This window comes from Exiguobacterium sp. s80, from assembly GCF_018618725.1.
Classification (GTDB): Bacteria; Bacillota; Bacilli; order Exiguobacteriales; family Exiguobacteriaceae; genus Exiguobacterium_A; species Exiguobacterium_A oxidotolerans.
Genome location: NZ_JACSMP010000005.1, coordinates 25,057 through 40,215 on the forward strand (window position 1 = coordinate 25,057; position 15,159 = coordinate 40,215).

Annotated in this window: 13 protein-coding genes; 7 read left to right on the forward strand and 6 right to left on the reverse strand. The window is 47.0% G+C overall.

The genetic code is table 11. The features are described 5' to 3' along the window. Positions 1-106: 106 nt before the first annotated feature. Positions 107-1,036 carry a DMT family transporter gene (locus tag KNP94_RS10380; RefSeq protein WP_214802446.1) on the reverse strand — a complete coding sequence of 310 codons (930 nt, stop codon included), beginning with the start codon at positions 1,034-1,036 and terminating at the stop codon, positions 107-109. 187 nt (positions 1,037-1,223) lie between these two features. On the opposite strand from KNP94_RS10380, the gene KNP94_RS10385 reads away from it, so the two are divergent. Further along, positions 1,224-3,173, forward strand: coding sequence for a heavy metal translocating P-type ATPase (locus KNP94_RS10385; protein ID WP_214769994.1), 1,950 nt, complete (start codon positions 1,224-1,226; stop codon positions 3,171-3,173). Between the two features lie 63 nt (positions 3,174-3,236). On the opposite strand, the gene KNP94_RS10390 is transcribed toward KNP94_RS10385, so the two are convergent. The 4 genes from KNP94_RS10390 to KNP94_RS10405 form a co-directional block, all read right to left on the reverse strand. Next, positions 3,237-4,145: a YihY/virulence factor BrkB family protein gene (locus tag KNP94_RS10390; RefSeq protein ID WP_088836414.1), complete on the reverse strand. Its 909-nt coding sequence runs from the start codon at positions 4,143-4,145 to the stop codon at positions 3,237-3,239. Between the two features lie 89 nt (positions 4,146-4,234). After that, the gene (locus KNP94_RS10395; protein WP_088836413.1) at positions 4,235-4,660 is read right to left on the reverse strand and encodes an NUDIX hydrolase; all 426 of its coding nucleotides are present in this window, start codon (positions 4,658-4,660) and stop codon (positions 4,235-4,237) included. 41 nt (positions 4,661-4,701) lie between these two features. Next, positions 4,702-5,613, reverse strand: a complete 912-nt coding sequence (locus KNP94_RS10400) for a guanosine-inosine kinase (RefSeq protein WP_029332752.1) — start codon at positions 5,611-5,613, stop codon at positions 4,702-4,704. A 190-nt stretch (positions 5,614-5,803) separates the two neighbouring features. Next, a complete protein-coding gene (locus tag KNP94_RS10405; protein WP_088836412.1) occupies positions 5,804-6,697 on the reverse strand; it encodes a 1,4-dihydroxy-2-naphthoate polyprenyltransferase in 894 nt (297 codons plus the stop codon). A 160-nt stretch (positions 6,698-6,857) separates the two neighbouring features. Between KNP94_RS10405 and KNP94_RS10410 the strand changes: the two genes are divergently transcribed. The 6 genes from KNP94_RS10410 (at position 6,858) to menC (ending at position 14,007) form a co-directional block, all read left to right on the forward strand. After that, positions 6,858-8,237 carry an isochorismate synthase gene (locus KNP94_RS10410; protein ID WP_214766632.1) on the forward strand — a complete coding sequence of 460 codons (1,380 nt, stop codon included), beginning with the start codon at positions 6,858-6,860 and terminating at the stop codon, positions 8,235-8,237. Beyond that, positions 8,227-9,876 (forward strand): 2-succinyl-5-enolpyruvyl-6-hydroxy-3-cyclohexene-1-carboxylic-acid synthase, encoded by a 1,650-nt coding sequence (gene menD, locus KNP94_RS10415; protein ID WP_214766634.1) that lies wholly within the window; start codon positions 8,227-8,229, stop codon positions 9,874-9,876. Before KNP94_RS10410 ends, menD begins: the two co-directional genes overlap by 11 nt. Beyond that, on the forward strand, positions 9,873-10,649 hold the full coding sequence (menH, locus tag KNP94_RS10420) for a 2-succinyl-6-hydroxy-2,4-cyclohexadiene-1-carboxylate synthase (RefSeq protein WP_088836409.1): 777 nt from the start codon (positions 9,873-9,875) through the stop codon (positions 10,647-10,649). The genes menD and menH overlap by 4 nt, the downstream gene beginning before the upstream one ends. An 18-nt stretch (positions 10,650-10,667) precedes the next feature. Further along, the gene (gene menB / locus KNP94_RS10425) at positions 10,668-11,492 is read left to right on the forward strand and encodes a 1,4-dihydroxy-2-naphthoyl-CoA synthase (protein ID WP_029332747.1); all 825 of its coding nucleotides are present in this window, start codon (positions 10,668-10,670) and stop codon (positions 11,490-11,492) included. A 74-nt stretch (positions 11,493-11,566) separates the two neighbouring features. Beyond that, a complete protein-coding gene (menE, locus tag KNP94_RS10430; protein WP_215115626.1) occupies positions 11,567-12,940 on the forward strand; it encodes an o-succinylbenzoate--CoA ligase in 1,374 nt (457 codons plus the stop codon). After that, on the forward strand, positions 12,937-14,007 hold the full coding sequence (menC, locus tag KNP94_RS10435) for an o-succinylbenzoate synthase (protein ID WP_215115627.1): 1,071 nt from the start codon (positions 12,937-12,939) through the stop codon (positions 14,005-14,007). Before menE ends, menC begins: the two co-directional genes overlap by 4 nt. A gap of 400 nt (positions 14,008-14,407) precedes the next feature. Here the strand turns inward: menC and map are convergent, their stop codons facing one another. Further along, a complete protein-coding gene (map, locus tag KNP94_RS10440) occupies positions 14,408-15,154 on the reverse strand; it encodes a type I methionyl aminopeptidase (protein ID WP_088836406.1) in 747 nt (248 codons plus the stop codon). Positions 15,155-15,159 lie beyond the last annotated feature (5 nt).

Sequence of the window (15,159 nt, forward strand, 5' to 3'; positions counted from 1 at the left end):
GGTGTTTTATGACCGTACAGAAAAAGCCGAACAAGTCGGCTTCAGCAACGAACGATTAAGAATGAAACTTTAATTGAGACTATTTTCACACGATTCAGATTCTTCGTCAACTGCGCTTTTGAAACCAGACTGGAAGATACGTCGAGACAAGAATCCCTGATACAACAAAAAGCAATCCAAGGAGCGCTTGCGGCGGAATCGTCTCACCGAGAATCAGGGCCGACAGACTGACACCGTAAATCGGAACGAAAAACATGAATAATGAAACACGACTAACAGGATTGTACTTCATCAGTAAATTCCAAAGTGTAAAGCCCGTCGCTGATAAAAAGGCGAGGTAAAGCAACATCCAGGCCGTCGTTTGTGTGAAGTGGAACGGGAACCATTGACCATTCAGCACCGCACCTGCGATGAACAGGCCGATCGAACCAATCACCATTGCCCAGCCCGTCATCGGTGCGACCGGATAAGCAGCTGAATATTCTTTCGCAATCAAATTAGCAAATGCCCCTGAGATCATTGCACAAATCAACAAAATCTCACCGACGCCGAACGTGACACCCGCCGACCCTTGTGGCCAGTTTGCTAAAATGACACCCGTGAACCCTAAGAACAACGCTAGTCCTTTAAAACGATTCAAGCGGTCGTCTTCATAACGAAAGTGTGCAAGTAACATCTGAAAGAACGATGTTGAACCGGCAATGATTGAGCCTTGGACACCTGTCGATAATGACAACCCGATGTAGAAGAAGACATATTGTAAAAAGGTCAAAAAGAATCCAAGACGACTATAGGCATACGCTCTCTTTTTCAAAGTAATCGGCTGTTTAAAAATCAGGACGCTGACGATGAGCAATAAAACTCCTGCCAGAAAAAAGCGATAGCTCGCAAACAATAACTGCTCTCCATATTCTGAAGATGTGATTGCTAAAAGTTCATAACTCTTTTTAATGAACGGAAAGGCGCTCCCCCATAAAAGTGTCGTAAACAATGCAAAAACAACCATCCCGACCGGATGGGTTAAGATTTTTTTCATTTTTTTCAGTTTCCTTCCCTGTTTCTTTTCACTGAGGCATGGTATAGTAACTTTACAGATAATAATAATTATAATCTAGCGACAATGAAACTCATTATCATTGACTTAAAAACGTTGGTAATAAACATTCTCATTGTTTTAATATAATGATTTCATTTCTCATTTATAATTTGGAAGGAGCTTTTTTATGACTACCTCTACTACTACCGATACTCATCAGCGTTCCGCAATTCGTCATGCTATCGAGGAGCATCACGAATTGATTTTAGCACTCTTTAGCGGAATATTAATTTTAATTGCTTACGCTTTCGAAAAACTACAAATTCCGGCAACTGTCTACGTCACACTTTACTTATCCGCCTATGTGATCGGAGGCTATGCGAAAGCTAAAGAAGGATTGACAGAAACGTATCAAGAAAGAACATTGAATGTTGAATTGTTGATGATTTTAGCAGCAATCGGTGCAGCAGCCATCGGCTACTGGATGGAAGGTGCGATCCTAATTTTCATCTTCGCGTTATCCGGTGCGCTTGAAACGTATACGATGAACAAAAACGAACGTGCTCTTCAAAGCCTGATGTCACTACAACCAGAAGAAGCAACACGATTGAACGCAGACGGAAAACTTGAAGTCATCGGAATTGAACATCTCTCGGTTGGTGATATCGTCTATGTCCGTCCCGGTGAACGAATTCCCGTAGACGGGACGATCATTCGTGGTCAAGCCGCGATTGAGGAAGCTTCGATTACGGGTGAATCCATTCCTGTCGAAAAACGGACCGGTGACACGGTTTACAACTCAACCGTCAATATGAACGGCGTCTTGACGATTGAGATGACGAAAGCCGCTGATGAATCGTTGTTCCAAAAAATCATCCATATGGTTCAAAATGCGCAAAGTGAACAATCACCTTCTGCTCAGTTCATTGAGCGGTTTGAAAGTCGTTATGTCAAGGTCGTCCTTGTCGTCGTCACATTGATGATGGTTCTCCCACATTATCTTGTCGGTTGGAGCTTTGAAACAAGCATCTATCGTGCCATGATTTTACTCGTTGTTGCGTCACCTTGCGCCCTCGTTGCCTCAATCACACCAGCTGCCCTATCAGCCATTGCAGCTTCTGCCCGGAACGGTGTCCTGTTTAAAGGGGGCGCCCATATTGAGACGTTAGGTCAAGTAAACACGATCGTCTTTGATAAGACAGGTACACTCACGACCGGTAAACCGATTGTGACCGAAAGTCATTATGCAGAGGATGCTAATCAGTTCTTGCTCAAACAAGCCGTCGCCTCGATCGAAGCGCAATCAAATCACCCGCTCGCTCAAGCGATTGTCGATCATCTTCAAATCGAGACGCAAGAACCGTCTGCTTTTAAAGACGTGACAGGATACGGCATTGAAGCGACGGTTTCCGGCGTGACGTATCGTATTGGGAAATATGGTTTCCATGAAGGCTTAAATGACCCGTTTCGCTCGATGGAACAAACATTAAAAGAAAAAGGAAATACAATGGTCTACGTCAGTAACGGCGAATCCATCGTTGCACTCTATGCACTCCGTGATACGATTCGTCCTGAAGCAAAAGCAGCCATCACTTCTCTCAACTCGCTCGGCATCACGACGATCATGCTGACAGGCGACAACCCTGTCACGGCAGCTGCAATTGCAGAAGAAGCCGGTCTTACATCGTTTGTCGCAGAATGTCTACCTGAAGATAAAGTAAACTACATCAAACAATACCAAGCAGATGGACAAACTGTCGCTATGGTTGGTGACGGAATCAATGATGCTCCTGCGCTTGCCCTTGCTCATGTCGGAATCGCGATGGGCGAAGGAACAGATGCTGCATTAGAGACTGCTGATGTAGTCTTGATGAAAAATGACTTAGGTCGTCTCGCTTACGCTGTCAATAAGGCACGGAAAATGAACCGTGTCGTCAAACAAAACATCACGCTCGCAATCGGCGTCATCTTAATCTTGATTGCCTCGAATCTCTCTCAATTTCTCATCATGCCGTTCGCTGTCGTCGGGCATGAAGGATCGACGATTCTCGTCATCCTCAACGGCTTACGTCTTTTACAAAAAGACGCTCCCACACCTGTAGAGATGACTGCCAGCTTAAAAAAAGTCGCAGCTTAATTCAGTGATTCACTAAAAAAGACTCTAAAAACCGAGCAACCGGTTTTTAGAGTCTTTTTTTTATCACCCGAACGTATTCGTCGGAATCGAGTCGAGATCCGCTTGTTCTTTCAGACGTTTTTCTTCCATTTTTTTCGGATCAGCCTTCTTCATGAAACGTTCCCATGAAGCATTTAATTCTGAACCCAGTAAAATAATCAATCCTGTGAAGTAGAGCCATAAGAGAACGATGACGACACTCCCGAGTGAACCGTACGTCTGGTTGTAATTCGAGAAGTTCGATACGTAAAATCCGAATCCAACGGACAGCAATTGCCAAACGATGACACCGAACACGGCACCTGGAATCGCCTCTTTCATCGTAATCGGACGCTTTGGTGCAACACGATAAAAGATGGATAAGATGACAATCAGTAATACTGTCGAGATTGTATACCGAAGGACCGTCAAGAGAACTTTTTGCCCCATATCAATCGGTAAAACGAAATCTGCTAAGTAACTAATGATCGGACCACCGAGGACGTTTAAGATGATTAGCAATAACATCCCAATCCCGAGAACGACCGTCAAGATTAAGGCGATTCCACGCGAAGCAACAAAGCTCCGTGGAGAAAAATCTCCATAGGCGTGATTGGCAGTTGTAATCAAACGATCGACACCTTTAGATGCTGACCAAATCGCTAAAATCGCACCAATCGAGAGCAGACCACCTTGAGGTTCTTTGATTGCTTGGAAGATGACATCCGTGAATGTATTCACTGATCCACCCGGTGCTAAATCGCGAAGTTGCGATTCAAGTGTTTGCTGGTCAATATCGAAAAATGATAATACTGAAATAACAAAAATGATACCTGGGAAAATCGATAAAAACCAATAATAGGCGAGCGTTCCAGCGTAGTCTGTAATGTTATGATCAGACATCCGCTGCTTTAAATTAAGTGCTAACCCTTTTGGGTCACGTGTATGCGCCATCCTCATCATCTCTCCTTAATTAAAAAGAGGCAGTCTAGGACTACCTCATCATCTTCCTATTTATTTCCCTGTTTAGTTCAACTAAAACCTCAAATATCTTCTAGTCGAATATCATAAAATCGTTCTGTCATCTCTGACAATTCCTTGACGAGAGAAGTCGGACGAACCGGTAACTGTTTTAGTTCGCTACGTTTGACCCAAAGCGGGGTATACCCAGATGATGTATCTTCGAACTCTTCTCCAGTCCCTGTACCAAATACTCCACCCGTGATTTTCGCCCAGTAATATGGATTGTCTAAATCGTTAAAACGAACGATTGCTGCTACCCCTTCGAGTTCGACATCGACACCTAATTCCTCATGAGCTTCCCGAATCGCCGTTTGTTCGAGCGTCGCCCCCTCTTCGAGACCACCTCCGGGGAAAACGTAATACGTCACGTCTTGTTTATCCCGGCGAATCAAGGCAACCTCATCTGCTTCATTCAAAATGATGACGGCACTTCGTTGTATTGGCATGGCTATCCTCCCCACATTTACATTAGACATAGTCCGGTTACTTATCGAATCGTCTCTAACATCTCAGGAACTAAGCCGTTTTCTGTAGAAGCGATGACTTCGGCCGCGACTTTCATTCCGAGCGTTAAGGCGTCTTCTGCTTTTTTTGCGTCTGTTAACTCCGACAAAACAGCTGAGAAGAATGAGTCTCCCGCTCCAGTCGAATCGACGACCTTCACTTTTTTTGTTCCGATGTGACCAGATGTCGCACTTCGGCGATCAACATAGACTGCACCAAGCTCGCTCATCGTCACGACTGTGAACGGTGCCCCTTTTTTCGCCAGTTCATTTGCCACATGAAGCGCATCCTGAACCGTCACGATTGATAAATCAGATAAGATTTCTGCTTCTTCGCGGCTGCAGATAAATCCTGTGAATCCTTGCAAAAGGTGACGATTCCGTTCGATGACACTGAGGTGTCCGCACACTCCGAACAACGGCAACTCCATTTTTCGGCAGAGATGAATCAACCGTTCTAAAACGGTCACGGATAAATCTAAATCGATCGCGACTGCATCGACTCCATCTAGGGCGTAGACGGACTGGCGAAGAATCGCTTCTTCTAATAATTTTGCGTCAGGTTGCTTTGAAATCGATGTCTGGAGGTCACCCTCGTTATCCATGACGGCTAACCACATACCCATTCCGTTGTCGTCAAGCATTTCGACGTGATCCACATTTGCACCGTATGATTTTAGTTCTTCCAACACGCCGACACCGATTTGGTCGTTCGTAACCGTCGAGATAAAGCGAACATCATTCCCGAGAACGGCTAAGTTCTGCGCTACATTCCGTCCTGTACCACCATTTGAAAACGTGATGTCTCCAACGTTTTTCGCATCCTTATGCAATGGAGCGAACGAAGTTCCTTTTATGTCGACGAATACTTTTCCGATTACCGCGATTTTATTCATTCCAGTTCCACCTCTAAAAAAAATTCATGATTCCCGAGTATCCACTCGAATATTTCAGGCACATTGCTTCAATTATAGTAAAATTTTAAATCTGTGACAACCAATCCTACTCTTACGAGTAACTCGTGCATGGCAAAAAAATACCCTGCTGCCCGTATTCACGGCAGTAGGATATTTTAAAGGTATTATTTTAGAAGTTAGCGAACGTCAAGCTAATCGCAAGCAACAATCCGAAAATTGTATTTACTTTTCCCGTCTGCGCCATTCCCGGCATCAATTCTTGTGGTTCAAGGTCGTCCCAAAACAGCTTCACGGCCTTGATCATCAATGGAATACTCAGTAAGGCAAGTAACGCGAACCAGGAAACGTTAAACGCAACGACGGCAACGATTAACGAAATGACGGCAGCAACAAAAAAGGCGATCAGGACGTAGACTGCCGCCCGGTGACCGACGAGGCAAGCAATCGTTTTTCTTCCGTTCACTTTATCGTTGTCGAGATCACGAATATTATTCGCTAGCAAGATCGATCCAATCAAAATCGCGACTGGCACTGAAATCGCGACCGCTTCCGTCGGGACATAGCCAATCTGGAGATAAGCCGAAATGGCGATGATGACGTACCCCATGAAGAATCCGGCGACGATTTCCCCGAACGGCGTGTATGCAATCGGGAGCGGTCCCCCGGTATAGATGTAACCGACGAACATCGAAACAAGTCCGACTAAGAGCAGCCACCATGTTGTCTCAAGACAGAGATAAATCCCAAGCAGTGCAGCAATGCCATAGAGTGATAAGGCGAAGGCAAGAATCGTCCCCGGCTTGAATCCGTCCCGGACGATTGAACCACCGATGCCGACCGACTCTTCATTGTCGAGTCCCCGCTTGTAGTCATAGTATTCATTAAATAAGTTCGTTGCGATTTGAATCAACACCGATGCGATCAACATCGCAAAAAATAGATCGAGTCTTAATGACTCGATACGTGGTGCGACGATAGCCGTCCCCACGACGACCGGTACAAAACTCGCTGTTAATGTATGTGGCCGTGTCATTCGCCAATATACGGCGATTGATTTATTCATATAATAAACCCCTTTCCCGTCTAAGTGTATCGGGTTTCGTTTTTTGCTGTCAATGCTCAATGAAAGATAGCTTATTCCTTCTTTTTTTTCAACAAAAAGTTTACACTTAGATTAAGTGAAACGTATCACAGTATCTACAGACTAGGGGGCAATGAGCGGTATGGCTTACGCTCAACAAGAGCTTAAACAACGTATTGAACAGGCCGTTGGTCATGCGAACGCATACCAGCGCTCTATAATCGCTTCTTATTCATGGGAAATCGAAGCGCAAGACGTCAATTCATTGACGTACGGAACAAAAGAACGCTATTACTTTACGACACCCGACCGATCGATGCGTGCCATCGGTTTCGGTATTGCGAAACAGTTAAAAGCGTCAGGACACGACCGATTTTTACGAATTCAATCCAAATGGTCGAATCTCAACCGCGATCATGTGGGTGATGATTTATTTGCGTTTTGCGGTTTTTCGTTCAGCGAACTCAAAAACCCCGATTATCGCTGGTCTTCCTTTGGAGAAGCCTCGATGACAGTTCCAAAGTTTTTATTCTTAGAACGGGATGGACGGACGACCGTTACACTATTCGCGATCGTCGACCCTCAGTCAAACGCTGAAAAAACACTCAATCAACTCGCTTCCGATTACGCCGAGTTACACCAACCAAAAACAAGTCGTTTCGTGACTCGGATCCGAATGACTCGCGACGGGAATGAGGCTTTTGAAGCGTCTTTCCATCAAGCGACACAACTTTTAAAAACATCGTTAAAGAAAATCGTGTTGGCCCGTGAGGTCGTGTACGAAATGGATCAGGCCGTCGACCTTGCCGGACTCGTCCGCGAACTCGAGCAGTCTCAACCGGGAAGTTATGTTTTCTTCTTCCAGCCGACCGTCGACGAGGCGTTCCTCGGAGCTACACCAGAACGACTCGTCTTAAAAGAAGGAAACCAAATTAAAACAGCTGCCGTCGCTGGTTCTGCGCCACGTCACGAAGTCGAACCAACAGATGATGCACTCGGTCTCGAGTTGCTCGAAGATAAAAAAAATCGTGTCGAACACTCAATCGTCGTTGACTCCATCACGAGTACGTTACACGATTTATCGACTCGAATCGAGAAACCGGATCAGCCGATGTTGCTTAAGAACCGCCACATCCAGCACCTGTATACACCGATTACTGCTACGTTGTCACCGGATGTGACGTTGCTGCAGATTATCGAAAAATTACACCCGACGCCTGCTTTAGGTGGCGAACCTAAACTAGAAGCAGTTCAAGCCATCCGTGAGATTGAAACATTCGAACGCGGTTGGTACGGTTCTCCTGTCGGGTGGATGGACGGTCAAGAAAACGGTGAATTCATTGTTGCCATCCGGTCAGGTCTTTTCACTGAACGGTCGGCAATTCTCTATGCCGGTTGCGGACTCGTCGACGGGTCACAACTAACGAGCGAACTAGAAGAGACGGAAACGAAACTTTCACCGATGCTTCAAGCTCTTTCACATCTGTGCACGTTAGAAAAGGATGATGTTTATGTTGACTAAGTGGATGCACACATTAATCGATACGCTCGTCGCTAGCGGGGTACGGGATTTCGTAATCAGTCCCGGCTCTCGCTCCACACCACTCGCGATTGCTGCATTTCTTCACCCGTCTAGCCGTACCCACGTCCTCGTTGACGAACGGTCGGCTAGTTTTTTTGCTTTAGGATTAACACGGACGGAAGAACAGACACGTCCCGTCGCTTTGATTTGTACGAGCGGGACAGCTGCGACGAATTATTTTTCCGCCATCACGGAAGCAAACATTTTTGAACTCCCGTTGATTGTTTTGACCGCTGACCGACCACACGAATTGCGTGGGGTTGGAGCACCACAAGTCATCGATCAAGTCGGTCTTTACGGAAAACAAGTCCGTCATGCATTCGATTTACCTTTACCCGAGGAACAAAGTCTATCGTATGTCGCTCATGTTGCAACGCGGTCCGTCCTGTTGGCGATGACCGAACCGGCCGGACCGGTCCATATCAATGTCCCGCTACGCGAACCGTTGATTCCGGAGCTTGATCCATTGCGGACTGGGCGAACTGTCGGAACACTCCCCCGTTTTGCCGAGCAAATGACGACTGACGAGCTCCTAGCTCTTCTATCTACAAAGCGTCTTTTGATTGTCATCGGACCACAACTTTCGACGGTCGATACAAAAATTATTTTGGATTACGCGAAACACTCGCGAATCCCCGTATTAGCGGATCCCCTGAGTCAAGGACGTCAGTACAAAACAGACACCGTTTTTGCCTTCTATGATACGTGGCTAAAAAATGAGACAGTCAAAACAGTAGCTAAACCCGACCACATCTTACGGTTCGGAGCAATGCCGACATCAAAACCTTACTTACTTTGGTCACATGATATTCCGACGACGGTCGTCGGTCATGCGGCAAATTGGCGTGCTCCGCAACTGCATACGAATCTGTTAGCCGGGCATCCGAGTCAGCTCCTGAGGATACCCGTGACTGAGCATGATCCTGCTTATCTCAAGACGATCCAAAGAGCTGAAGAAACAGTCGGCACTGTCTTTACGACGCTCGATCAAGACGACCTGACGGAGTATAACGTCGTTCGTGCCTTAAACACCTTGTCGTCAGGCAGCTTATTCGTCTCAAACAGCATGCCGATTCGCGACATCGATACGTTTTTGCCTGCAGGTACACCGCTTCGCCTTCTCGCCAACCGGGGTGCGAATGGAATCGATGGGATTTTATCGAGCGCAGTCGGTGCGACATACGATGCACAGGAACGCTACTTGCTCGTCGGTGACCTCGCCTTTATTCATGACGTCAATGGCTTGATGATGGCACGGACTCGTCCGATTACCATCTTGCTCATCAACAACACCGGGGGCGGAATTTTCAACTTCCTCCCACAACAGCAACAGCTTGAATCCGAGGTCTTCGAACCGTTATTCGGAACAGCCCAGCATCTCGATTTCAGTCATATCGCAGCCGGTTATGGGGTCAAACATCAAGTCGTCACGTCGATTTCCGAACTGAAAACACGGTTAACCGAACCGACGACCGTCACACGAATTCTCGAGATTCGAACAGATCGTGCGACGAACGTCCTGAAGCACCGTACGATTTGGGAACAGACGAATCATGCGCTCACGGAGTGCTTTCAATGAAGTTACGTGACCATGACTACCATCTCGAAATCGAGGGGCAAGGTCCTCCATTGTTGTTACTGCATGGGTTTACCGGCAGCAGCGGGACATGGACGATGCTCAGTGCACGACTTCAGGAAACCTACACCGTCTATCGGATTGACTTGCTTGGTCATGGAAAGACGCCGCCTGCTGCGTATCAGCGGATGCGTTTGACGGAGCAAGTCAAAGACTTACAAGCGTTACTTGCGACAAGAAATGAACGATGGACCGTGTTAGGCTACTCGATGGGTGGACGGATTGCCTTGATGCTTGCAGCCTGTTCAACGCAAGTCCAAAAGACAATCGTTGTCAGTACGACACCTGGCCTAAAGACAGCACACGAGCGCCGTGCCCGGCGTGCAACAGATCGGCTTTTGCAACAGATGTTGCTTGAAGACGGACTCGAGGCATTCGTCCGGCACTGGGAAGCGTTACCGCTGTTCGCAAGCCAGCGCCAATTACCGTCCTTTGCGCAGCAACAGATTCGGTCGGAGCGTTTGTCCCAATCAGCAGAGGGATTAGCCGCTTCACTCGCCGCGCAAGGAACAGGGAATATGCCGTCTTTATGGACCTGTCTTCAAGACGTATCCATTGAATGGATTGTCGGGGAACACGATGAAAAATTTAAAAAGATTGCGCAACAAGCGGCGGATTCAAAAAAAATCCACCAGATTTCGCATGCAACGCATGCCCCACATATCGACCAACCGGAAAAGTTTGTTACAATAGTAGAGAAACTACTCTTAACTTAAGCAAATGGGGGAATTTAGATGAAATATGCTCCAGAATGGGCAGCAGTCCGTAGTTATGAAGACATTAAATACGAAAAATGGAATGGGATCGCTAAAATTACGATCAACCGTCCAGAAGTGCGCAACGCGTTCCGTCCACACACGGTCCATGAATTAATCGATGCGTTCTCACGTGCGCGTGACGACCAAAACGTCGGTGTCATCATCTTGACAGGTGAAGGCGATCTCGCTTTCTGTTCAGGTGGAGACCAAAAAGTTCGCGGACATGGTGGTTACGTCGGTGAAGATGAAATCCCACGCTTGAACGTCCTTGACCTTCAACGTTTGATTCGTGTTATCCCGAAACCGGTCATCGCGATGGTCGCTGGTTATGCAATTGGTGGCGGACACGTCTTACACTTAGTCTGTGACTTAACGATTGCTGCTGATAATGCGAAGTTTGGACAAACAGGTCCTAAAGTTGGATCATTTGATGCAGGGTATGGTTCTGGTTACTTGGCTCGTGTCGTCGGCCATAAAAAAGCGCGTGAAATTTGGTTCCTCTGCCGTCAGTACGGTGCTCAAGAAGCACTCGACATGGGACTCATCAACACGGTCGTTCCACTTGCTGATCTTGAGCAAGAAACAATCCAATGGTGTTCTGAGATTCTTCAACATTCACCAACAGCTCTTCGTTTCTTAAAAGGAGCGCTCAATGCAGACTCTGATGGTCTTGCTGGAATTCAGCAACTTGCTGGAGATGCAACATTACTCTACTACACAACAGACGAAGCCAAAGAAGGACGCGATGCGTTCAAAGAAAAACGTGATCCTGACTTCGGTCAATTCCCACGTTTCCCATAATACGAAAAAAGGTTCAATGTCGTGAGACGTTTGAACCTTTTTCGTATCATCTTGAAGAAAGGATGTGATTTCCGGTGTACCCTTGGATTTATACACGCGCTAAGGAACAACCTAACGACTTAGCTCTAGTCACAGATCAAGCCCGCTTATCTTGGCAGGAATTATATACGGCAGCACACAAATTAGCAAGTGCCTGGGCAAGCCACCTTTCGCGTGGTGACCGGATTGCTCTTTATGGTCCTGCAAGTCAGTCATATATCATTGCCATCCATGCGGCACAACTACTTGAATTAACAATCGTCCCACTCAACGTCCGCTTAAGTCAGCGCGAACTGGATGATCAATTAAAACGAGCACAAGTCAAATATGTCATCTCCGACCGGACGCTAGATACCGATATCAAGATTTTACCGTTCCACTATATGAACACGGCACCTGACATCATCGTTCGACATATGCCAAAACATTATGTCCAATCCATGCTCTTTACGAGCGGAACGACAGGTCGGGCTAAGGCAGTCGAACAGACAATGCTAAATCACTTTTCAAGTGCGATGAATGCAGCACGTCATATCGGTTCCTCGACGGATGATCGCTTCTTAATTGTTACCCCACTGTTTCATATGAGTGGTCTCGCTGTCGTTTACCGTGCTGTCATCTACGGCGCCCCGATCGTCCTTGAACCTCATTTCGCCCCGACGAAAACGATTGAATGGATTAAAAATGAACGGATTACCCATGTTTCCCTCGTTTCTGTCATGTTGGATCGGCTGCTTGAAGCAGGGTTGCGTCGCTATGATTTACGTGTCGTCTTGACGGGCGGTGGACCGGTCCCTTTACCGATTTTGACTCGCGCCCTCGATCGAAAGATTCCTGTCATGCAAACATACGGGATGACAGAAACCGCTTCGCAAATTGCGACACTATTGCCGGAAGATGCGTTACGAAAAATCGGTTCTGCCGGTCAAGCAATTGCTCCGACCGATATCCGAATCACACGCCATCAAGAAATCGAAGTCAAAGGACCGACCGTCATGAAAGGTTATTTTTCAGATGAGCAAGCGACCGTAGCATCTTTTACCGCAGACGGCTATCTCAAGACAGGTGACCTTGGACGTTTAGATGAAGAAGGCTATTTATACGTTCTCGATCGGCGAAGCGATTTAATCATTTCAGGCGGTGAGAATGTCTATCCGGCTGAAGTCGAATCTGCCCTGCTCTCGATTGATGGAATCAAGGAAGCTGGTGTCGTCGGTCGCTTTGATTCGACTTGGGGACAAGTCCCTGTTGCGTTTATCGTCAGCGCTGTCGATGAATCGGTCGTCCGTCAAGCAATCAGTCAGTTACTCGCCAAATATAAGTGCCCCGTCACCTATGTTTATCGTGACGCTTTACCGCGTAATGCGAACGGTAAACTGCTGCGCCATCAATTGAAGGACTTCGTATGAAGATCACACTTCGAAGCGCAGAATTATTTGATGTCCGATTAACATTCCGTCAGCCGATGAAAACGGCACTCACTACTTTAAGTAATCGCCGAACGACGATTCTCCGATTGACGGACACAGAAGGCAACATCGGTTACGGGGAAGGTGTCGCCTTTGAAACACCTTGGTATACCGCGGAGACACAAGATTCGATTCATGCCTTAGCTCCCGTCCTCTATCGCTTGCTTAAAGGACCGCTCAATCATCCGTCAGAAGTCGCAACACGCTTTCACCCGATTCAAGGAAACCAGATGGCAAAAGCAATGTTCGACGGCGCCGTCTATGAATTGTTTGCTCGTTCGAGTAACCAAACGCTTGCCACGTATCTCGGGGGTGACGAAAACAAAGCCATCCCTTGCGGAAAAGCACTTGGTCGCGCGGAAGCCAGCAAGACGGTACATGCCGTTGAGGACGCGTTACAGGACGGTTTTCAGCGTATCAAGCTAAAGCTAGACCCAACGGATACCTCCGTCTTAGCGCACGTTCGAAAACAATTTCCTGATGCGCCTTTAATGTTTGATGCCAACGGAAGTTTCACCCGTTCCGAGATGAATCTCCTGCAGGACTGGGATCAGTATGGATTAATCATGATGGAGCAACCATTTCGGGCAGATGATTGGTTGACGCATCAATATGCTGCGTCACTGCTCTCGACTCCTTTATGTTTGGACGAATCGATCCAAACGGTCACTGACGCTGACTTAATGCTCTCACTCGGTGCAGGTCAAATCATCAACATTAAACCGGCACGCGTCGGAGGCTTGACGAACGCCCTAGCATTAAGAGATAAAGCGACGTACTGGCTCGGTGGAATGTTCGAGAGTGGAATCGGGCGTCGGCAGACGCTTGCTTTCGCTACACTACCTGGTCTAGCGTATCCGATTGACATGGCTGGAACCGATCATTATTTCGCCGAAGATCTCCTTGAAGTCGACTATCGAATCGGGAACGGTCACATTCCATACGCCGAGCACGAGGTTTCACTCGAGCGGTTAAATCGGCTTACCCGGTCTAAAATCGTGCTTTGAAGACGCGAAGGAGCAATTGCTCCTCAAAAAAAGAATAACAACACGTAGTGCCTGTTAAACTACCGCTTTTGTCCACCGGGCATCATTTCGTCTACAAACCATTAAGAAGCGTAAACACGCGGTATCGAGATGCAATCCGTTCGCGCTCCCCTGTCTCGCCTCGTCTTCAAAGCGGCAATCGGTCACGGTATTACCTAAAAAGCGTCACGTTTCGTTGACTCCTGCGGGGAAAAGTGCGTTTTTAACGCGACTTACCAAAGGCAGGCAAGACCTGTCCGTGAGGATTAAGGAGCAACGGCTTGCTCCTCCCGAGGAAAGCAACGAAAAAAGACGCTTGATCTCCCGATAGCACTTTTTCTGCATTCTAAAAGCGCCGTCCCTTTGCGGAACGACGCTTTTTTTAGTCTGCCTTCGTCAAGATTTCGTATCCATCCTTCAAGACAACGACGCTATGTTCGAACTGTGAAACCAAACTTTTATTTGGCGTGTACAGTGTCCAGCCGTCCTTTTCATCTTCCATACAAAATTCGTCGCTCGTCGAGATAAACGTTTCGACTGCGATGACTTGTCCTTCTTTCAACAAATCATTTTCTTCTCGGTTGAAGTAATTCGAAATCGACTCCGGTTCACCATGCAACGTTTTTCCTAATCCATGTCCAGCTAAATTCCGAATGACCGTAAAGCCATTTTTGCGTGTTTCCGCATAGATTGCTTTACCGATTTGATTGACTTTCGTACCTGCTTTGACTTTCTCAAGTCCTTTTTCAAGGGCAGACAATGACACCTCGACCAGTCGGACGTGCTCAGGACGCTTCGCTTCGCCTGCAATCACCGTTTTACCTGTATCTGAATAGTAGCCATCTTTGACTGCCGAGACATCGACGTTGACGATATCGCCTTCTTGAATGACATATGCACCAGGAATACCATGAGCCGCGACTTCATTGACACTGATACACGTTGCTCCAGGAAAATCATACATGACGATCGGTGCTGATTCCGCTCCATGTTCCTTCAAAATACGCGCTCCGATATCATCAAGCTCTTTCGTTGTAATTCCTGGTTTGACAGCATCCGCCATTTCATCGCGCGCAATGGCGACGATGCGCCCAATCTCACGTAGTGCATCATAATCATAGTCCAACATGTTTC